The 22,887-nt window shown below is 36.6% G+C and carries 14 protein-coding genes; 13 read left to right on the forward strand and 1 reads right to left on the reverse strand.

Features of this window, described 5'->3' with window-relative positions; translation table 11 throughout:
* Positions 1-550: 550 nt before the first annotated feature.
* The 7 genes from J5J03_RS00060 (at position 551) to J5J03_RS00090 (ending at position 11,436) form a co-directional block, all read left to right on the forward strand.
* Positions 551-1,414: an ABC transporter permease gene (locus J5J03_RS00060; protein WP_231710529.1), complete on the forward strand. Its 864-nt coding sequence runs from the start codon at positions 551-553 to the stop codon at positions 1,412-1,414.
* On the forward strand, positions 1,415-2,284 hold the full coding sequence (locus J5J03_RS00065) for a carbohydrate ABC transporter permease (protein ID WP_208585508.1): 870 nt from the start codon (positions 1,415-1,417) through the stop codon (positions 2,282-2,284).
* A 28-nt stretch (positions 2,285-2,312) separates the two neighbouring features.
* Entirely contained in the window at positions 2,313-3,860 is a 1,548-nt protein-coding gene (locus J5J03_RS00070; protein WP_208585509.1) for an extracellular solute-binding protein, read from the forward strand.
* Positions 3,861-3,968: 108 nt separating this feature from the next.
* Positions 3,969-6,233, forward strand: a complete 2,265-nt coding sequence (locus tag J5J03_RS00075; protein WP_208585510.1) for an AraC family transcriptional regulator — start codon at positions 3,969-3,971, stop codon at positions 6,231-6,233.
* Between the two features lie 28 nt (positions 6,234-6,261).
* Positions 6,262-8,316 carry a glycoside hydrolase family 65 gene (locus tag J5J03_RS00080; protein ID WP_208585511.1) on the forward strand — a complete coding sequence of 685 codons (2,055 nt, stop codon included), beginning with the start codon at positions 6,262-6,264 and terminating at the stop codon, positions 8,314-8,316.
* Positions 8,317-8,339: 23 nt separating this feature from the next.
* On the forward strand, positions 8,340-10,733 hold the full coding sequence (locus tag J5J03_RS00085; RefSeq protein ID WP_208585512.1) for a glycosyl hydrolase family 95 catalytic domain-containing protein: 2,394 nt from the start codon (positions 8,340-8,342) through the stop codon (positions 10,731-10,733).
* A gap of 13 nt (positions 10,734-10,746) precedes the next feature.
* Positions 10,747-11,436: a YesL family protein gene (locus J5J03_RS00090; protein ID WP_208585513.1), complete on the forward strand. Its 690-nt coding sequence runs from the start codon at positions 10,747-10,749 to the stop codon at positions 11,434-11,436.
* 8 nt (positions 11,437-11,444) lie between these two features.
* Here J5J03_RS00090 and J5J03_RS00095 read toward each other — a convergent pair whose 3' ends face one another.
* Positions 11,445-13,016 carry a Vga family ABC-F type ribosomal protection protein gene (locus J5J03_RS00095; RefSeq protein WP_208585533.1) on the reverse strand — a complete coding sequence of 524 codons (1,572 nt, stop codon included), beginning with the start codon at positions 13,014-13,016 and terminating at the stop codon, positions 11,445-11,447.
* A 400-nt stretch (positions 13,017-13,416) separates the two neighbouring features.
* Between J5J03_RS00095 and J5J03_RS00100 the strand changes: the two genes are divergently transcribed.
* From J5J03_RS00100 to J5J03_RS00125, 6 genes are all read left to right on the forward strand, one after another.
* Positions 13,417-15,225 (forward strand): sensor histidine kinase, encoded by a 1,809-nt coding sequence (locus tag J5J03_RS00100; RefSeq protein WP_208585514.1) that lies wholly within the window; start codon positions 13,417-13,419, stop codon positions 15,223-15,225.
* Positions 15,222-16,703, forward strand: a complete 1,482-nt coding sequence (locus J5J03_RS00105; RefSeq protein ID WP_208585515.1) for a response regulator transcription factor — start codon at positions 15,222-15,224, stop codon at positions 16,701-16,703. The genes J5J03_RS00100 and J5J03_RS00105 overlap by 4 nt, the downstream gene beginning before the upstream one ends.
* Before the next feature lie 351 nt (positions 16,704-17,054).
* The gene (locus J5J03_RS00110) at positions 17,055-18,407 is read left to right on the forward strand and encodes an ABC transporter substrate-binding protein (protein ID WP_208585516.1); all 1,353 of its coding nucleotides are present in this window, start codon (positions 17,055-17,057) and stop codon (positions 18,405-18,407) included.
* A 60-nt stretch (positions 18,408-18,467) separates the two neighbouring features.
* The gene (locus J5J03_RS00115; RefSeq protein WP_208585517.1) at positions 18,468-19,328 is read left to right on the forward strand and encodes a carbohydrate ABC transporter permease; all 861 of its coding nucleotides are present in this window, start codon (positions 18,468-18,470) and stop codon (positions 19,326-19,328) included.
* Complete coding sequence (locus tag J5J03_RS00120) at positions 19,325-20,188, forward strand: carbohydrate ABC transporter permease (RefSeq protein WP_208585518.1); 864 nt, start codon at positions 19,325-19,327, stop codon at positions 20,186-20,188. Before J5J03_RS00115 ends, J5J03_RS00120 begins: the two co-directional genes overlap by 4 nt.
* 21 nt (positions 20,189-20,209) lie before the next feature.
* Positions 20,210-22,855 (forward strand): alpha-L-rhamnosidase, encoded by a 2,646-nt coding sequence (locus tag J5J03_RS00125; protein WP_208585519.1) that lies wholly within the window; start codon positions 20,210-20,212, stop codon positions 22,853-22,855.
* Positions 22,856-22,887: the final 32 nt, after the last annotated feature.

A 22,887-nucleotide genomic window follows, 5' to 3' on the forward strand; every position in this document is an offset into this window, starting at 1 on the left:
GCGAAGTGGGCAAGCCGTAGCGGTTGTTACGCCCAATATCCATCTCAAAATAACTACTTTATACCATCGATATATTATTTTGGTCAATGAAAAGGACCGGGTGGGCTTTCCCGGTTTTTCTTATTAGGAAAGAAAGTATAAAATTGGGGGCCTGTCTAGCTCCAAGTACCCAGAACCTAGGCGACTTCACGAATCGCCCTACGATAAGTCATCATCGGTTCGTAAACTCACCGTGATTCCTTTATCTCAGTTGATTCGCTCCAGTCGCTACGTTTCTAAGCGAGCGCTTTGCGCTTTTCTAATTAGAACAAACAAAAGCAACATAACCTAAACAATTTATAGATTTTGCCTTCTGATAAGAATTGAATAGTTATTGTGGAAATGGCTAATTGTTTATTTAATGAGATTCGCGATATGATTTTATTGAAGACAAGAAAGGGGGGAGTGCATGGATGGACATATAAGAAGTGAACAAGTAGGGACGCAGAGAACTGGATTTTGGTATCGCTTACTTCAAAATGGCCTTATCAAAAATATACGAAGACATTGGATGTTATATCTGATGATTTTGCCGGGGATTATTTATTACATTGTCTTTAAGTATATCCCACTTATGGGGAGTGTAATAGCCTTTCAGGATTTTCAAATCTTTAAAGGCATATTTGCAAGTCCATGGGTTGGTCTAGAGAACTTCAAAACTTTACTACACTATCAAGATTTTCATGAAGTATTGAGAAATACAGCATTAATTGCTTTGTATCAATTGATATTTCAGTTTCCGGCACCGATTATTTTAGCATTATTATTTAATGAAATAAGGTTATTAATTGTTAAGAAGACAGTGCAAAGTTTATTCTATCTGCCACACTTCTTATCATGGGTTGTTGTAGGTGGAATTGTCTTTGAGTTATTAGCAAATCAGGGGATAGTTAATGCCATTAGAGAGATGTTAGGATTCGAGCCAATTCTGTTCATGCAAGAAGAAGCATATTTTAGAACGATTGTCATTATTTCTGGAATTTGGAAGGAAGTTGGTTGGGGGACCATTATTTACTTGGCTGCAATAACTGCGATTAATCCAAGCCTTTATGAAGCAGCGGTGATCGATGGTGCCAGTCGATTTAAACAAACTATTTACATTACACTCCCTTTACTGTTACCTACTATTTCTGTACTGTTTTTATTAAATATCGGTAACTTCTTGGAGTTAGGTTTTGACCAAATCTTTAACTTGTTAACGCCAATGACCTATTCTGTGGGGGATATTATTGAAACTTATGTATATCGAGCAGGGGTTCTCCAAGGGCAATATAGCTTAACAACGGCAATTGGTCTGTTTCAGTCTGTTATAGGTTTCGCTCTGTTGTGGATATTCAATAGGCTTGCAAGAAAATCAGAACAGGGGTTGTGGTAAATGAAACAATCTGTTGGAGAAAGATTATTTCAAATATTTAATTATACTTTATTAATCGTATTAGCATCGACCATGATTGCTCCATTGTTGCAATTACTGGCAGTTTCGTTTAGTTCGCCGATTGCTGCCGATTCAAAACAAGTTTTCTTAATACCTGTTGATTTTACATTGGCTACATGGGAACACATTCTCCAAAATGAAGTGTTATGGAGAGCTTTTGGTGTAACAGTATTTATTACGATAGTCGGGACATTTCTAAGTATGCTGTTTACAGTTTTGACAGCGTTTCCATTATCAAGGAAAGACTTTCTTTTGCGGAAGCCGATTATGCTAATGATGGTCATTACGATGATTTTTAATGCACCGATGATTCCTTTCTTTTTAACCGTAAGAGAGGTAGGGCTGATGGATTCGATCTGGGCTTTAATCATTCCAGGATTAATAAGCACATTTAATATGGTAATTGTGCGAACGTTCTTTTTAGGGATTCCTTCTGATCTAGATGATGCTGCCAAAATTGACGGCTGTAATGAATTTCGTTTATTGTTTCAGATTTATTTGCAGTTATCAAAACCCGTGCTGGCCACCATTAGCCTTTTCTATGCCGTAGGTTATTGGAACACCTTTAAGACAGCAGTGCTATTTTTAAGGGATCCGACTCTTTGGCCTTTACAAATGCGTTTACGGGCATTTTTTACATCAGAAGAAGAGCTTGCAGCAGTAGATTTAATAATGGGTGACTTTGATTTCAACACAACCACTTTAAAAGCTGCAACCATTATTTTTGCTACGGTTCCTATTGTATTAGTTTATCCATATTTACAAAAGTACTTTGTAAAAGGAGCGGTACTAGGTTCGTTAAAAGAATAATTAATTAAAAATGGGGAGGTAAGACAGGATGAGAAAACGTTATTATCATTTCTTATTATTTTCTGTAGGATTGTTGATTTTGGTGTTGGTAACAGCATGTTCCGATAGTGAAGATACAGCTAGTCAAGATGAAGAAAATGATGAATTGGAAACAGAAGAAAGTGAGGAAGCTACAACTGTAAGCGTGTTTAAAAGCCATTTGGGCAAAGGTACGATCCCTGACAGTGATGATCCACATGTGCAATATATTAAAGAAAAAACGGGTGTGGAGTATGAGTTGCTGTCAACACCACCAGGTTCAGAACCAGCTGAGTATATTAATCTCATGATCGCTTCAGAAGATTTCCCTGATATTTTGAGGCCGATTGGCGGGGTGGAACAAACACTGATCGAACAAGGAGGCGCCTTAGCATTAGATGACCTGCTACCGGAATACGCGCCAAATGTGTGGGAAAGAATCCCTGAGGAGGCATGGAATATTGTTAGATCTGCATCTCCAGACGGAAAAATATATTATGTTCCTAAAGTGTATTTAATCCCTGAGCGTGCAGCTTTATTGAGACAGGACTGGCTAGATGAAGTTGGTATGGATATGCCACAAACACTAGACGAGTATAAAGAAATGTTAATAGCATTCCGTGATCAGGATCCAAATGGAAATGGTGAGCAGGATGAGCTACCTACAACTGGCAGGGAGTTTGGCAGATGGATGGATCATTTATTCGCTATGTTTGGTGTAGCAATGTGGGAAGGTTACCCGGAGTGGGATATTTATGATGGGGAAATTAATTATGCTGGTACTTCAGAGAATATGAAAGCAGCTATTGCATTTATTAGAGAGCTTTATGAAGAAGAATTATTAGATAATGAGACGTTTCTAAACAAGGGGGATGTATGGACGGCTAAAATTAATAATAATTTAGTCGGTAGTTGGTATCATCTCCCAGCCAATTTACATGAGCGGTACCTGGCAATGAAAGAAGGAGCACCAGATGCTTATGTAGTTGGTATGCCTCTTCCTGAAGTAGATGGTTTTGAAGGGTATATTACACAAAAAAGCATGGGTGAACCAGAGTGGATGATTCCTGTTGCATCGGAAGATAACGCTGCTAATGCATTGAAATTACTGGATTTCTTCTATGATCCTGAAAATGCGGATTTCGTTCAGTATGGTATCGAGGGAGTCCAACATGAAGTAGTAGATGGAGAAAAGCAATTATTACCTTCATCAGATGATAAGCCAATTGCCTTGGGAATGCTTAATTTAACAACAGAAGAATCGATGGATGTTAGAATTGATAACTCATTCCCTGAAGATGAGCAGCAAATGGTAAGGGATATTTTTGAAGTAAGTAAAGCAGATGCAAGGAGAATTGCGGGTGATGGATTACCAAGTACGGTTTATGATAACTATCCAGATATTCAGTCCCATAAGTTATTCCAAGAATATTTAACCAAAATTGTAATAGGCGAATGGTCGATCGACAAATTCGATGAATTTGTTGAAAAATGGAATCAATCCGGAGGCGAGGAAGTAACACAGCGCGTTCAGGAATGGTACGAAACAGCTAAATAAAATGTGCTACTCCTCCTCTTCTAGCTGAGGGGGAGTAGAGTTATTTTAAAGATAGAAGTTTCATATAATGAAGAGAAATAAGCTCGGACATAGAAAGCGGGTGGGTTCATGTCAAAGTTTCTCCCGGTTAAAATACAGAGGATACTCAGAAAAAATCTTTCTAATACACAAGTAAGGTTGCTGCTAATCTTAATGGTGCCTATTATTTTTATTATACTAACGGTAGGATTTTCTTCTTATCATACTTCCAAGGACATATTACAACAAGAATTAAATGAACCGCAGCACCAAATGCTAAAAATAAACATGAATTATATTGATGAATATTTAATCGAATCCGATCAAATCGCTGTTAAATTAGCATTAGATAATAATGTATATCGTTTTTTAATGAACCAATCACAAAACTCCTATGAAAATATTAAGGAGATTTATGATAAGCTAGCTACCATTACAAAAAATTCCTCATTTATTCAAAGTATTTATATTTATAATGTGAACAGTGATAGCTTTGTTGCCATTCCGCAAGGCTTCAGCTCTAGCAGTACAACTTTTAACGATGCAGAGTGGACTAGTGTGATTGATGAATTTAATGCTGATACAGCAAGAATTGTTAAATATCGTAATTTGCCAGAAGGTGCGAAGTATAAAGGATCCAATATTTCCTTATTTCGTAAGATAAATTTGCAGGGGGAAACAATGGGGATTGTTGCGATTAACCTTAATCAGCGAGAATTGTTTTCCAGTTTAAGATCATCTATTGAGCCACCATCTAATAGCATGCAATTTATTTTAGATCAAAATAATACGATTCTACATACAACTAAAAATCATACGTTTGATATAGAAACTGTATCGTATGTTAATGAAGAGGTGAGCAAAGGAAATTTAAGTGATATTACGTATAATGATAAGATATTACTTGCTAATCAAATGGAATCGGAATTCACCGGATGGAAATATGTGTCTGTTGTATCGCAGGAGAGTATACTGGCTAAGTCAAAAACAGTACGTGATGTAGTTTTTACCGTATCTTTAATTGCACTTATCATTGGCGCCATCGCTATATTCTTTATCAATTCTGTTGAATTAAAACCTATAAGACGAATGAAAGAACTGTTTTCAGTTGATGATGACCCTCTGTATAGACGAGATTTACTTCATTTAGAAGATATCATAGATGACTTGGTCAGTGATCATGCGCAATTATCCCAATTAATAAAAAAAGTGAAGTATGAAGCGAAATCAAAATTTTTATATGACATATATATTGGCAGATTAACAAACAGAACCGAGCAGAAAGAAAAGTGGCAAGCTTATTTTAAAGAATGGCAAGAAGATAATATTCAATTATTAGTTGTATCGATCGATAATTATCCTTCTTGGAAAGAAAGTGTAGCTGGTAATTATCGTTCCGTGGTCAAGTCGGGGATGGCAAATATTCTTACTGAGGTATTATCGACTCATTTTGCCGTAGAGACGGTTGATATTGGCAATGATAAGATGATTATCATTATCCAGCATTTAGAAGGAAAAGTCGACGTCATAAACCATTTAAAGATAGCGCTTACACACATAAAGAACATCTTAGGATTCTCTGTTTCCATTGGACTCAATCAGACAGGTGTTCTGTTTCAAGAGCTAAAGAATGCTATGAATGAAGCGGAGGAGGCACTGCAATACCGTCTGTTTGATGGGTATGGAAATATTTATACAAAGGTTGATCAAATTCAAGAAGATAAAGAAACAAATATCGAAAAAATGGACTGTCTAGTGAAATCCATTACACTCGAAAATCCCATGCAATCGATTGATGATGTGACTACATTATTTCAGTTATTTTATAAAAGTAATATTAGTCCAGAGCTAGCCTTTTATTTTATTGAACAAGTAAGAAAAGTTATTTTCACCGAAAACAAAAATATTGCACATGCTACTTTCCGTACTGCAGAAGAAATTCGCACTATGAGTCTAGAAGATGTTGCTAACTTATTTAAGGAAAGAATCTCAGAAAGAATTGAAAATATTAAGAAACTAAATGATTCGAAAAGATATGTTATGTGTAGAAAAATGATTCAGTATATGAATGTACATTTAGGTGAACCGATCGGTATTCCAGAAATAGCCGAATCTGTTGGTGTTAGTGTAAGTCTTGCTAGTCAGTGGTTTAAAGAGGAGATGGATGATACTATTTATGGTTACTTTACCAAACTGAGAATGGAGCGTGCGCAAGAGTTATTAACTAAAACAGATAAGAGAATAGCGGATATTGCATTAGAGGTTGGTTATCAGCATGAAAATAGTTTTATACGAAAGTTCCGAGAATATAAAGAGATGACTCCAGGTAAATATAGAAAGTTAAATGCAGAATGACTAGCATATTAATAAGGAGGTAACGGATATGGACAGGAAAAGTGTTGTGCAAAAACATAATCCCAAAATTCATCAAATAGAATCCTTATCACCATTATCGATTGGGAATAGCGAGTTTGGCTTTAGTGTTGATTTTACTGGTTTACAAACATTTCCCCAACTATATGAAACACCTTTAGGAACTCAGTCAAACTGGGGATGGCATTATAGTAGAGGGAAAGATTTATATAACGAAAGGGATATAGAATACCAACTGTTTGAGCATTACGATCGAGAGGTTCCTTATCCTATGAAGCTAGGCAATAAAGAAGAGGCTTACCATTGGTTAAGACAAAACCCTCATCGAGTTCAGTTAGGGCAAATTTCTTTTCGATTTTTAGATGAAGATCAAAATGAAGTGGATGTAGCGGCTGTTACAGATATTAACCAAGAGCTAGATCTTTGGTCAGGAATCATCACCAGTCGATATGTTGTAGAGGATCAAGAGGTGGTCGTCAAAACAGTCTGTGATCCAACTTCTGATTCAATCGGTGTTCATATATCGTCTGCCTTATTAACAACTAGGAAGCTACAAATCGTTCAATCCTTCCCATCGCCCGATGTTAGTCATAATAGTTGGGCAAAAGCAACTAACTTAAATTGGGATCAACCTGAAAGGCGTCAAACTGTTGAAATCGATAATAACGATGATGTCGTTCTTCTAAAACGAGTATTGGATGAGGATAGTTATTATGTCCGATGGGAGAAAAATAATGCGAGTTTTTTGCAACGAAGTGCGTATCAATATCAATTAATTCCACCTAGTGATCGAAGTGAATACAGCTTTACTGTCACATTCAGCCCGAATAAAATTTCAGAAGTGAATTCAGTAACAAAAATGATCAAGGCTTCTCAGCAATATTGGGAAAATTTTTGGCAACAGGGCGCTTTTGTTACTTTTGAGGGAAGTACCGATACAAGAGCAGATGAATTAGAACGTCGAATTATTTTATCTCAGTATTTAACTGCCATTCACAGTAGTGGAGCAATTCCTCCGCAGGAAACAGGACTGATGTACAATAGTTGGTTTGGTAAAGCCCACCTGGAAATGCATTGGTGGCACAGTGCTCATTTTCCACTATGGGGAAGAGCAGACAAATTAAACAAAAGCTTGCAATGGTACGAAGCTATTTTACCAATCGCACAAGAAATAGCCCTTCAACAAGGGTATCAAGGTGCAAGATGGCCTAAAATGGTAGGAATAGATGGTAAGCAAAGTCCATCGCCTGTAGCTCCAGGACTTATTTGGCAACAGCCACACCCAATCATGTTAGCAGAATTAATCTATCGTGATGATAAATCCTTAGCAGTACTGAATCAATATAAAGCGGTAGTTTACGAATCAGCAGATTTCATGGCTGACTTTGCAAGTTGGAATGATAAGGAAGGAGTTTATGTTTTAGGACCACCTCTTATTCCAGCACAAGAATGTCACCGAATGGAGGATTCTAAGAACCCTCCGTATGAACTTGAATATTGGAAATATGGACTGGAAACAGCAATAAACTGGGCGAAAAGATTAGGGACTCCCCCTAATGAAAAATGGATACATGTTGCCGATCATTTAAAACAACCTCGAGAAAAAGATGGCGTTTATCTAGCACATGAGAATTGCGACAATACCTTTACCGAGAAAAAACATGATCATCCTTCAATGGTGGCGGCATTTGGTATTTTACCAGGGAGATTGATAGATAAGGTAACAATGAAAAAAACTTTATTAAAGGTGAAAAACGATTGGCAATGGGATACTGCCTGGGGGTGGGATTTCCCGATGTGTGCCATGACAGCTACACGGCTAGGGGAGGCAGAACTTGCTATCGACTTTTTATTAATGGATGCCGTGAAAAACACGCATTTAGTTAATGGACATAACTATCAACGACCAGGTCTGACAGCATACTTGCCTGGGAATGGCGGATTGTTAATTGCTATTGCGATGATGATAGCAGGATGGGATGGTCATAATGGTGAAATTTATCCGGGATTCCCTAAAAACGGCAAGTGGAATGTTCAGGCGGAAGGTTTTCAAGTCTACATTTAGTGTCGGTCAAAGGAGGGGATAGTTTGTTTCATAATGTGCCTGATCGAAATAAGCTTGTCTTACAATATCCTGCTTCATGGTGGAGAAACTTGTGGCGTGAGGCCTTGCCAGCAGGAAACGGTGAACTAGGGGCAGCGGTATATGGATCGATCAAAAAAGAGACCATTTTAATCAATCACTCCCAATTATGGCATATGGGTGTAAAAGGAGAATTACCTGACGTTAGTCACACTTTAACAGAGACTCGAGCTTTGATGAAGGAAGGAGAATTTCAAAAAGCAAATTGGCATTTAACAAATGAAATAAAGAAACAAGGCTATTATTCTAAGTTAGCATGTCCGTTACCACTTGTAGATTTTCAACTGGAGATGCCGTGTGACAAAGGATTTAGTCATTATAGGAGAGGCATTAACATGGAGACAGGTGAAGTCCGTGTTACATGGTCCGAACGTGATACAACGTTTACGAGAGATCTGTTTGTTTCTCGTTCTGACAATTTGATTGTTTACCAAGTTAGCTCTAATAAAGCTAATGCAATTGATGCAGTATTAAATTTTTCCTTACATCCGACTAATTCACCAAATATGAAGGAAAGACACAATGAATTAGCTGATACAGTGGAATTGTATACAGATGACAATTATCTATTCTATAAAGTTACGAATGAGGATGATACAGAGTTTGGGGCAGTGGCTAGAGTAATAGCAGAGGATGGGGAGGTGATCACAGATCAAGGAAAATTACGTTGTGCGAAAGTTGATAGTCTATTAGTACTGATAAAAGTCTTTGTGCAATCGAGTAGCTCATTACAATGGCCAGTATTAAAAGATGAGCTAGCTAATGTGACTGTAACTTATCAGCAACTATTAGACAATCACGTACAAATTTATCAGCCGCTGTATTTTTCATCCACGTTACAACTTACAGATGATCAAGAGGAATGGTCAAATGAAGTGTTACTTTTAGATACCTATAGTGGGGAAGAAGCTACGGCAAGGCTCTATGAGAAATTATGGTCGTTTGGTCGATACTTATTTATTTCAGGTACTAAAGTAGGTGGTCAACCCTTTTCGATGTATGGATTGTGGCATGGAGATTACCACTTAATGTGGAGTCATCGGATGGCTAATGAGAATATTCAGATGATGTACTGGCATACTTCAGTAGGTGGTTTGTCAGAATTCAACCTTGCTTTCATGGATTATTATCAATCTTTGATGGATGATTTTCGTGATAATGCGAAAAAGTTATTTGGCTGTCGAGGCATCTATATACCTGCAGGGACAACGCCAGGCATTGGGAAACCTAATCAATTGGTACCTGTTATTATGAATTGGACTGCTGCTGCTGGATGGTTAGCGCAGCATTTTTATCAATATTATCAATTCAATAGAGATGAGGAATATTTAAAGCAGAAAGCATTACCTTTTATGAAAGAAATAGCGGATTTTTATCAGGATTTCTTAAAAGTAAGAGCGGATGGCTATTATCAGTATTATCCTTCCGTATCACCAGAGAATACTCCTGTAAATTTCATGCCTGAAAGTAGTGAGCCAGTTGCCCATCCAATGCCAACAGCAGTGAATGCTACGATGGACTTTGCGGTGATGAAAGAGCTATTAACTAATCTGATAGAAGGTAGTTTGATTGTTTCGATGTATCAACAGGAACGACCGGTTTGGCAGAAAATGCTTGAAAAAATTCCGCCTTATCAGGTGAACCAAGATGGAACAATCAAGGAATGGATGAGTCATCAATTTGAAGACAATCATGAACATCGCCATCTTTCCCATATTTATCCGATTTTTCCTGGACGGGAATTAGTAAAAGAAAAAGAAGGACAGCTATTCGAAGCATTTCGAAGAGCGGTTCAACAAAGGAAATTAGGAGCACAAACAAGCTGGTCCTTTGCTCATATGGCAAGTATTTATGCGAGGTTACAAGATGCCGAAAGTGCACATACTTGCCTCGAGCACCTTTCAAGATCCTGTTTATTAAATAACTTTTATACAGTCCATAATGATTGGCGTAATATGGGGTTGACGATGGAAGTCGACTATGCGCCAGTACAAATGGATGCTAATTTAGGTATCGTAAACGCCATTCAGGAAATGTTGATCTATGTGTCGCCAACAATGGTGAAGCTTTTGCCAGCTTTACCCGATGATTGGAAATCAGGGAAAGTGGATACATTTCACTTCTGTACGGGTACTATAAGCTTTCGTTGGGATTTATTAAAAGGTACATTTTCTACCGTCTTAAAAGCAGAGCATGAAACAACTATTACATTAGGGTTACCTTCTTGCCTAAAATATGAATGGGAAGGAGACGGAAAAATCTCAACATCTGAGTTAGGAAAATCATATTATCAGATACAGTTGTCTGCACAACAAAGTTTGCGTTTCTTTTCTAAATAGAAAGGTGATGAACATGCAAAATTCAGGGATAATGGGTAGATTTTATGTGATTGCTGATTGGATCTATAAATTTTCGCTTGCTAATATTATTTGGACGGTGTCTAATATACCAATTTTCTTTATTGCGTTGAATTTGTTAATGGCAGATGAGATAGGGGTGATAGTAGTATTATTTGGGCTACTAATAATGTTATCACCTTTCGTGTTCTTCCCATCTACTATTGCATTATTTTCGGTTGTACATCAATTTATTAAAAAGGAAGATGTCAAGCTCTTAAGTGATTTTTGGCGATATTACAGAGGAAGTTATAAGAAGAGCATGAAAATAGGCGTAATATCTACAGTTTTTTGGGCTGTTTTGTTGCTTGATTTTTTCTATGTAATGGAAACAGGGAACATTACTTTATCTTATGTCTTTATTGTCCTTGGTTTTTTTGCGCTTATTTATAATTTACATGTACTCTCAGGCGCGGTAACGATCGAAAGCAGAGTGCGCCAGTTATTAAAGCAGGTAGGAATTATCATGTTCGGACATCCGCTATTGTCGATGTCACTAGGAATGCTTAGTTTAACCTTTGTGTATGTCATGACACAATGGCTATCCTTTCTCATTCCATTCTTTTCTGGTTCTATATTAGTGTTTTTAGCATTGCTTGTTTTTATAAAGATTCATACAAGTTCGATTAAACTAGAGAAGCACTGACTATAAGGTCAGTGCTTCTTTGATAATCGTTGCTTTTCATTCAACAATTGTTGGAATTCTTTTTCAAGTGCTTTTGATGGTTCGATACTTAACCTGCTTAAAACATCTGTTATTTTTGTCTCAATGATCAGCAATTGCTCTTCATGGTCATCTTTAACAGGTGCCTGTTCCCGATTTTTATACTGTTGCAAATTTCCATCGAAGTAAGTAACCTGCTGTTCTTCGATAGTGATCAATTTTGTTGCTATTTTTTCAACGAATCGACGATCATGAGAAACGAAAATGACGGTACCCTCGTATTCTGTAAGCAATTTTTCCAGTGCCTCCATTGCTTCTAAATCGAGAAAGTTGGTAGGTTCGTCTAAGACCAATGTATTGCTATTACTAAGGAAAAGCTTTGCAAGAGTTACTTTAACACGTTCGCCGCCACTTAAAACACCCACTTTCTTATGAACTTGATCGCGATAAAAATGGAGTCTAGCAAGGACAGTTCGGATTAATGTTTCATTGTGAAACGAACTTTCTTGTACATTTTCCAAAATCGAAAGTTCAGGATCTAAAACCGATAAGTCTTGTTTAAAATAAGCAATTTTACAAGCGGAAGAAAGATGGACACCTTCTTCATCATGAAGAATTTTCCTGATTAAAGTTGTTTTACCAGTTCCGTTCGCTCCAATAATGGCGAGCTTATCACCGCCTTTTATAAGGAAATTGGCTTGTTTCCATAGCAGTTGATTGCCTGCTTTACCATTTAGATTCTCCACCCGAATAAGTACCTTGCCAGACAATTTTTCTTGATTGGGTAAATCCATTTTAATCGGTGTTTCTTCGAAAGGTTTTTCTACTTTTTCAAGCTTTTCCAGTCGGGTTTCAATCGCTTTGGCTGTTTGTTGTAGTTTCTTTTGTTTTTTGGCAAAATAGGGTTTGGCCCCTGTTATTTTTGCTTCAGAAGCACTTGTGTTTTTCGGTTTCTGGGTAGCTCTTTCCGCTTTTTCTGATTTTAGTGTTAAAGCTCTTTCTAGTTGCTGCTTCTTGGCTTGATATTTTTCATATTCCTGTTGATGCTGAAGAAGGACCTGTTCTTTTTGGTCTTTGAATTGTTGGTAGTTACCTTTATATTCATGTAACATCCTCTGATCGATTTCCCATATTTTCGTACAAGCTGCGTCTAAAAAAGCACGGTCGTGTGAGACGATAACATAAGCTCCTTGCCAGTGTTTTAACGTATTTTCTACCCATTCGATATGGTTTGTGTCTAAGTGGGTAGTCGGTTCATCGGCTAATAAGATACTACTTTGATTAGAAAAAGCTCTTTGGATATAGTCTTGGGTAACTTCCCCACCACTTTTATAACCATCAGCTGCTTTTAATTGAGGCAGGAGATCAACTGTCCCGTAGTGTGTAACCGCTCCTTTCTCAGGTGTCCATTCCCCAGCTAGTGTGTGCAATAAGGTTGTTTTGCCAGTCCCGTTTTTTCCAACAAGGCCAATTCGGTCGCCTTCGAATATTTCCAAAACATCAACCTCTAATAGCGTTGTTGCTTCCACAGAGATCATAAGATTCTTAGCTTGTAGTAACATAACATTCACTCCATTTCTGTTCGGAGACAACAAAAAGCCTCCTTATTCACATTCAGAATAGGAGGTAATACCGTATGAAAGGCAAATATGTATAAGGATATTGATGGAAGTATCCTTATGTCTGAGCCGGTCAATGAGTATCAATCCTATCCTGAATATTCCGCATAAAGACATACGTATCCCGTGTGTGGAATGACGTTCTTTATGAAAATATTATGAGAGAATAGGATTATAACTTCATTGGCCCAAGGCTCACCCTTTCGTATTTAGTTAACCAAAGTTTACAAAAATAGGGTGGAGAAGTCAATAGGTAACAGCTTGATTTAAAAATGATATTGAAACAAATTAAAAATAGAATTATAATTAGCGCAATCGATAAAACGTTTTCACGGAGGACGACATGAAATTTTTTTTCCGTTCTTTACCAATTAGAAATAAAATATTTATCATTTTTGCAAGCGTTTATGTAGTTGTTATTACGATTGTTGGTGTAGTCATGTATCTGACTAACGTAAATGAAATGAGAAATCAGACCCAATCGATGTCTAAAGTGTTATCAACACAGTTCTCAAGGACAATTGATATGTATTTTCAGGATATTAACCGTCTTTCATTAGCTATTTTTACAGATTCTTTGATACAAGATACACTCTCTGATTATGAAGAGCAACATATATTGTATAATGATATCAACATTAGAAATAACATGTATCCAAGATTATTTAATCAAGTATATCCACGCTCAGATATCGAAGGAATCACCATTTATACCACGAATGGAACACTTTTTGATTACCATCAGAGTGGAGATATGGAAGTAAGGTATCAAACAACTAAAGAAGTGTGGATGGATGACCTTGACCAGATCGATAAGGACACTTTCATCTTACTCCCAGCTAGAGAGGAGACTCTTTTGGATGGTGAGAGAAAAGATGTGGTTTCATTAGTACGAAATATTTATGGAATTCCCCAAAGAGATAAAATAGGAACAATGAAAATTGATATAAATGTAAACGTTTTCTACCAGCTGTTGGAGATGGAAAATGTTGAGGAATTAGAGGAGCATATGAGGATTTTTGTTTTAACAGAAGAACAGTCTGTCATATTTGACCATAGAAAAGAGTTAATAGGTGAGCATGAGATAGGATTAGATTTACAGGATGTAACAGATGACAAGCCTGAGGATGGCACATTGACATGGCAATCGAATTCATTTTTATATGCGAATGATCGATCTGATTTCACAAATTGGAATACGCTTATTTTGATTGATAATGAATTCATTATATATGAACGGAATCAAATTCTCTCTTTTATTGGGATTAGTGGTTTTATTGCTATTTCTGTAATTGGTATTATATCATATCTTCTTTCTTACAATATTACCAAGCCATTAACGGCACTGGTACAAAAGATGAGGAAGGTTGAAAGAGGTGATTTAACTGATCGGATGAGTCCAACTGCACATCCCGAAATGGATGTACTCACAAGGGTCTATAACAGCATGTTAGATAGCATTAATAAGTTAATTACAGAAGTATATGAATCAAGTATTGCCGAAAAAAATGCTAAAATATCTGCTTTGCAATCACAAATAAATCCGCACTTTCTTTATAATACGCTAAATGTAATGAAATCGATTAGCCGCGTAAAAGGAGTCGAAGAAGTAGCAGAGATATCGGAGTCTCTATCGGACCTATTTAAATATAGCATGAAAGATTTGGATAAAACGGTAACGCTTAAGGAAGAAATCAATCACATTGATAATTATATGCGGATACAGCAGTACCGTTTCATAGATCGTTTCACTTTAAATAAGGAAATAGAGCTTGGAGTAAATAAAGCTTTAATTCCAAAGCTACTAATTCAGCCAATTGTTGAAAATGCGGTTAATCATGGGTTGAGGGATATAAAAGCAGGGGGAATAATTACGCTAAGGGCTTATAAAAAAGAAAATAATGTGATCGTACGTGTAAAAGACAATGGTGTTGGGATGAATGAGAATGTATTGATCAATGCAAGAAAGAAATTAAATCAAAACGTTATGGACAAAGAAACGGAAGGTATAGGTTTACGTAATATTTCTCAACGATTACGTTTAATCTATGGGTACCGCTATCAGATTGATATAGAAAGCAGGGAGAAACAAGGAACTATTGTCACCATTGTATTACCGTATCAAGAGCAATTGGAGGGGGGAACATCATGAATGTGTTTATCATTGAAGATGAATATTGGGCGCTTTTAGAATTACAAACATTATTAATAAGCTATCAATTACACCATAATATCTATTTTTTTGATAATGGTGAGGATGCCCTTGATAAACTGTCAGAAATAACTCCGGATCTTGTTATAACGGATATTACGATGCCAGGAATAGACGGTTTGCAGCTGGTGGAACAAATAAAACAATTTGATCATCGTATTGAATGTGTATTACTAACGGTACATGATACGTTTGAATACGCGAAGAAGGGAATTCAATTAGGTGTAGCAGAATATATTTTAAAGCCAATAAAAAAGAAAGCATTATTTAATACGATTGATCAAATGTTGGAGAAAATTCGACAGAATAAGCAACTAGAAGCAGAAAAACAGCACTGGTCGATTAGTAAACTACTGTTTCAATCTATAAAGCAAAACAATAATAATGTTGAAAGCTTCGATAATCAACCTTTTTTATTTGTATATATCCTACTAGGTAACTGGAAAGCACCAGTTTCTCAAATAAATGATATGGAAACAGAAGAAATCAATGATTTGTTTAGGGCAGATAAGCAATGTTGGTTTCTTTCAATAGACGAACAAAGAAAGGTACTGTTAATACCAAGTGAAAATAACTTATATATGGAAACTACAGCCATTAATGAACTATATCAATATGTAAAACGCTTTGGTCAAGTGCATATTTGTACTTGTATAAAGAGTGATCAAACAAGTTTACATGAAGTTTATCAAGCGGTAGAGAAGCGCATGAACAAGGAGAAGTTATTCGGTGAGTCGACGTTTTTGAATCATTATCATCAACAGCATGAAAAAGATATTCAATCTTTGTGGGATACGGTAAGAATCATGGAAAGAAAGCTTCGAACTTATCAATTTGCGTTAATTCCAGAACAGATAAAAAAACTAATCGATAAAATCCAACAGAAAAAAATTCCGCAAAAACAATTATTTCGATTTTTGGCCGACATGTATTATGCAATTATTTATAAGTTGCAACAATCGACCAGTAATGTAGTTAACATTGATAACATTGATGAGTATTTCGATCAATTGGATGCTTTAGTTTTCTATGATCAATTAGAGAATTGGTTAGTAGATTTAATGAATCATATTTCAAGAGAGCTATCTCACAAAGAAATTGCACCCAAACATTTGATTCCTAAGGTGAAGGAATGGGTTGAAGAAGCCTATTCCAATAATATTACTTTTCAACAATTTGCTGAAGAGCATCATGTTAGTTTGAGTTATTTATCGAGAGAATTTAAAGAACAGACCAACATGACCTTTTCCGAATATCTAACGAATGTTCGTATAAAAAAGGCGAAAGAACTATTTGATAGTGGAGTGAAAAAAACAGTTGAAGTAGGGGCATTAGTTGGCTACAATGATCCGAAACATTTTAGATCTGTATTTAAGAAAATAACAGGGAAGACACCTAAAAGTTATAGAGAACAATAAGAAAGGCTTAAAGTTTTCAGTGCTAGACATATCCATTTATATGTTCTCCAGGAACAAAAGTGCAAGTGCCCGATTAAATGAAAGTGCGACTAGGCCTCTAGCTTCACCAATCGGCAAGTCTTCTTTATCGCAGGGTGATTCGTGAAATCTCCTAGTTTTTGGGCGCTTCGGGATGCGGCTCATCACGCTCACATTATCCGCATAGTCAAATTTTCTAATTTCCTAGACTATAAAAAAGGGGTGATTTTATCTAGTAAAAATCACCCCCTTTAATTGTTAAATGAATAGGTTTTTTATTAATGAAAGCGTTTATATAATGAGGGTGTACTATAAAAACGAGGGGGTAAATAAATGAATTGGTTTAGAAGAAACATGATCATTAGCTTTATGGCACTATTACTATTATTACTAGCAGCATGTAGTGGAAATAACACTGACACAGACTCAAATGAGATGAGAAATAACGATGATCAAGAAAACACAGAAGAGTCTGCAGCAGAAAATTCTGAAACAACATTAACATTTTTAATTGATAATCAAACCGTAACAGATGGAATAGAAGCAGTAGCAGAAGAGGTTGAAGAGAAATTTAATATTACAACTGAACTTGAACTACGGCCTGGCGGAACAGAAGGAGACAATATCGTCAAAACACGACTGGCTACTGGAGAGATGACTGATTTAATGTGGTATAATTCTGGCTCTTTATTTAAAGCATTAAATCCTGAAGAATATTTCTTGGATTTGTCAGGACAATCTTTCATGGATCGTATTGATGATACATTTAAAGAAACAGTAGCTGTCGGTGATGGAGTTTATGGCGTTCCGGGAGAAGCTAGTTCGGCAGGTGGATGGTTATATAACAAAAAAGTGTATGAAGAATTAGGATTAGAAGTGCCACATACATGGAATGAATTAATGGCTAATAATGACAAAATTAAAGAAGCAGGTAAAATACCAGTTATTGCATCATATAAAGATACTTGGACCTCTCAATTAGTTTTATTAGGTGATTACTACAATGTTCACTCAGAAAATTCAGGTTTTGCACAACAATTTACAAATAATGAAGCAAAATTTGCGAGTACACCTAGTGCTTTAAGAGGTTTTGAAAAATTACAAGCATTACAAGAAGCCGGACATTATAATAATGAAGCATCTGCAACAGGCTATGAAGATGGTTTAGAGATGTTAGCGAATGGCGAGGCAGCACATTATCCAATGTTAACCTTTGCTCTAGCAGCAATAGCGGATACTTTCCCTGATAAAGTAGAGGACATTGGTTTCTTTGGTCAACCAGGTGAAAATGCAGACGATCATGGTATGACTACATGGATGCCAGGGGGGATCTATGTGAACAAAGATTCAGAACATGTCGATGCTGCTAAAAAATGGTTAGAATATTTTATATCCGAGGAAGGCCAAGCAACATATATGTCGGTCATGAAAGCTAACGGACCTTATGTTCTGAAAGATGTAGAATTACCAGATGATGCATATACAGCTGTAAAGGATATGACAACCTATATCGAAAGCGGAAACATTGCACCTGCATTAGAATTCTTATCTCCTTTGAAAGGACCGAATCTAGAGCAAATCACTGTGGAAGTCGGTTTAGGTATGGTGTCAGCGGAAGAAGGGGCAGAGAAATACGATAGAGACGTTGAGCGACAAGCACAACAGTTAGATCTTGAAGGATGGTAAGATATGTGAAGAAAGCCCTGTTTACAACAGGGCTTCTATATAATAGGGGTGACAATAATAATGAAAGTAAATAAGGTATATAGTTATGCTTTACTAATACCAGCAGGGTTAATATATGGTTTGCTATTTTTATATCCAACCATTGTTTCCTTCTTCTTTAGTTTTACACGATGGACGTTAACAGACTGGGAATGGATTGGATTAGATAACTTTCGAATGTTTTTTGAAGAGTCATCATTAATGATTGGTTTTAAGAACACATTTATTTTTGCATTTCTGACAGCAGGATTGAAAGTGCTTCTTGGGATGGTCATAGCTGTATTTTTAACTTCTCAGATGAAAACCAAAAGGTTTATCCGTTCTACGGTATTTTTTCCCGTATTAGTAAGTACAATTGCAGTAGGGATTGCGTTTAGTGTATTAATGCACCCGTCAGAAGGGTTAATTAATCAAACGTTAGCTCTCTTTGGGGTTAGTGGTCCGGATTGGTTAGGTAACCCCAATCTAGCAATCTATTCTGTAGCGCTAGTGGATGTATGGAAAGGTGTAGGGATTGCGACTGTGATTTTTATCGCTGGTATGATGTCGATTCCGAAAGACTACTACGAGGCACATCAAATCGATGGTGGCAATAAGGTGAATGCATTTTGGCATATTACACTACCTTTATCAAGGCCGGCTATTAATGCGGTTATTATTTTAGCTTTAATCGGTGGACTTCGAACATTTGATTTAGTATGGGCAATGACTGGCGGAGGTCCAGGTTTTAGTTCAGACTTAATTGCATCCATTATATACAAACAGTATCAAGCTGGATTTTATGGATTATCAACCGCCGGAAACGTAATCTTGTTTGTTATGGTCGCCGTAATAGTTTTTCCCATCTTTAAGTTTCTCAATCGAAGAGAGGTGGATCTATGAGCAAACATGTTGCAACAAAAAAAGCAAAGCAAAAGAGGAGCCTTGGTAGGATAATAGTTGAAGTCATAGCAGTATTAGTATGTGGCGTGTTTTTCCTTGTTCCGTTCTACTTTATCATTGTCAATGCAATGAAAACAAGTTCAGAAGCTACCCAGTTATCAATTACATGGCCAACGGAATTTAGAATGTTGGAAAATATCCAAGAAGTATTAGCTGCACGTGACCATATGTTATTACTAGCTTTCTTTAACAGTACAGTTATTACGGTTTCTTCTATTTTTATTCTATTAATCGTGTGTTCGATGGCTGGATTTGTATTACACCGACGAAAAGGAAAAGCAATATCTATCATAGGCTCTACTTTCTTAGCGGGTTTGATGATACCGCCAGCTGTTGTACCGACAATTTGGGTATTAGAACAGTTTCATTTATTTAAGACTTTTCCTGGTATTATTTTGGTAATGGTAGCCATATCGATTCCTTTTTCTATTGTTCTGTATACAGGGTTTATTGCAACCATTCCAAAGGAAATTGATGAAGCAGCAATTATCGATGGATGTGGCGGATTTCGGCTGTTTTTCAACATTATTTTCCCAATGTTAAAGCCGATTCACTCGACAGTCATTATTTTAAATGCTGTGCAAATCTTTAATGATTTCGTTCATCCGTTATATTTTTTCCCTGGAGCGGATAATGCAACGGTTCAGTTAACGTTGTATAACTTTATGAGTATGTATAACACGGATTGGAATTTGTTATTTACCAATGTTTTATTAATTACGATACCACCATTTATTTTATTTTTAATCTTTAGTGAAAAAATAGTTGCAGGTATGACGGCGGGTTCAGTCAAGGGGTAAATCAAAGGGAGGATTGGCAATATGGTAGAAGTGTATGACGTACGATGTGAATATCGAAGGAATCCAATTGGAATTGATGTAAAAGAACCTCGTATTAGTTGGAAAATTAGATCAGATAAACGAAATGTGAGGCAAGAGAAATTCCAAATACAACTCTCATATGAAAACAAGTTTCTAAATATAATATGGGATTCACAAGAGGTAGTATCCGAACAGAATCTTCATGTTGTATTAACAGGTATAAATCTAGTATCACAGCAGCGGTATTTTGTTAGAGTGAAAGTAATAGATAGCGATGGAAATGAGTCGAACTGGTCTGACGTAACATTCTTTGAAATGGGGTTATTAAATTCGTCAGATTGGAAAGCAAATTGGATAAGCCCTCCAGATGAGATTAATGGAGAGCCTTGCCCTAAAATGGGATATAGATTTTCTTTGTCAGATACAGTAAAAAGAGCAAGAATCTATGTTACAGCATTAGGTTTATATGAACTTCAGCTGAACGGTAAGCGAATAGGAGATGAATTCTTTACCCCTGGCTGGACGAATTACCAAACAAGATTACAATATCAAACGTATGATGTGACAGAATTGTTAGTGGATGGAGAAAATGAATGGACTGGATTATTAGGGAATGGTTGGTACAAAGGTAACCTGGGATGGGAAGGTAGGCGTAATATTTTTGGAGATCAATTAGCACTACTCGCACAACTCTATATTGAATATGTTGATGGTCGAGAACAAATAATTAAAACGGATGAAAATTGGCAAGTGGCGAAAAGTGCTATTCAAATGTCGGAAATATATCATGGAGAAACTTATGATGCTCGGGTAGATGAAAACGAATGGCATTCTGTTCACCTCCTTGAACATTCGAAAGATATTTTAATAGCACAAGAAAATGAACCAGTTAGAAAAATAGAAACATTGAAACCAAAGGAATTAATCACAACACCAAATGATGAAATCGTTATTGACTTTGGTCAGAATATGGTTGGTTGGGTTTCTTTTGATATTGACGGAGAAAAAGGTCAAACTGTGGAAATGAAACATGCGGAAATTTTAGATGCAGATGGAAATTTTTATACCGAAAACCTACGTACTGCTAGACAGACCAATCAATATATTCTTAGTGGTGAAGGGAAAGAAACCTTTGAACCACATTTTAGCTTTCAAGGTTTTCGCTATGTGCAGCTCATCGGATTTCATAAAGATCAATTAAATTTAAATAACTTTAGAGGAGTAGTACTTCACTCTGATATGGAACTGACAGGAGAGTTTCAATGTTCCGATCCAATCATTAATCAATTGCAGCATAATATCTTATGGGGACTAAAGGGGAACTTTCTTGATGTCCCAACAGATTGCCCTCAACGTGATGAACGATTAGGCTGGACTGGGGATGCACAAATGTTTATCCGTACCGCGAGCTATTTAGCAAATGTTGCTCCATTCTTTACAAAGTGGTTACGAGATTTGGAAGTAAATCAAGAGGAAGATGGTGGTGTCCCATTTGTTGTTCCAAATGTATTAGATTCAATGGAAGAACCACATGAACATACGAAACCAAAGCCATATAGTTCAGCAGCTTGGGGAGATGCAGCAGTTATTTGCCCATGGACGTTATATATTGCTTATGGGGATGAACGAATACTAGCAGAACAATATTCTAGTATGAAGGCATGGATTACTTATATTAAAAATCAAGGAGACAATCCTTATTTGTGGAATACAGGCTTTCATTTTGGAGATTGGCTTGCACTCGATTCTAAACCGGATAGTTATATTGGGGCAACCGATCGTCCTTATATCGCGACAGCATTTTTTGCATACTCGACTTCGTTGGTAAAAAAGACAGCACGGATTCTAGAAAAAGAACAAGACTATCATTATTTCTCTTACCTAGAAGAACAAATTATGCAGGCATTTACCGATGAATTTGTTACACCAAATGGTAAATTAGTAGTTCCAACGCAAACTGGCCAAATCTTAGCTTTAATGTTTAACCTAGTAGATAGTAAAGCGAAAGAACGAGCGGTTAAAAAGTTAAAAGAGTTGTTACAGGAAAGTGATTATCATTTGACAACTGGCTTCGTGGGCACACCTTATTTGAATCACGTGCTAACCGAAAATGGCATGAATGATGCAGCTTATCAGCTATTGTTTCAGAAAGACTATCCATCATGGCTCTACCAAATTACTAAAGGAGCCACAACAATATGGGAGCATTGGGATGGTATTAAAGAAGATGGTTCATTCTGGAGTACTGATATGAATTCGTTTAATCATTATGCATATGGTGCAATTGGAGATTGGCTGTATCGTAAAGTCGCTGGGATTGAGTTAGACGAAGAAATGCCAGGATTTAAACACTTTACAATCAAACCTTATGTAGGAGAAGGCTTGGATTGGGTTGAAGCAAAACTGGAATCCATGTATGGTTCTATTCGAAGTGCATGGAAAAAAGATGAGACTGGTAATTGGCACTTAGAAGTAACCATTCCGGCTAATACTACAGCTGTTGTTCAGTTAATAGAGGCAGAGAAAAGGAATATTAAAGAAAGAGGACGTAACTTAGATGAAGTAGATGGGATTATTTCTATCACAGAAACAAATGAATCAATTGATATTGCTGTAGGATCAGGGCGTTACCACTTTACGTATTAAGCTATAGGGTTGTGTTTCGAAATAAGAGTGCA

The sequence above is a fragment of the Gracilibacillus suaedae genome (genome assembly GCF_017599345.1).
In the GTDB taxonomy this organism is placed as follows: domain Bacteria; phylum Bacillota; class Bacilli; order Bacillales; family Amphibacillaceae; genus Gracilibacillus; species Gracilibacillus suaedae.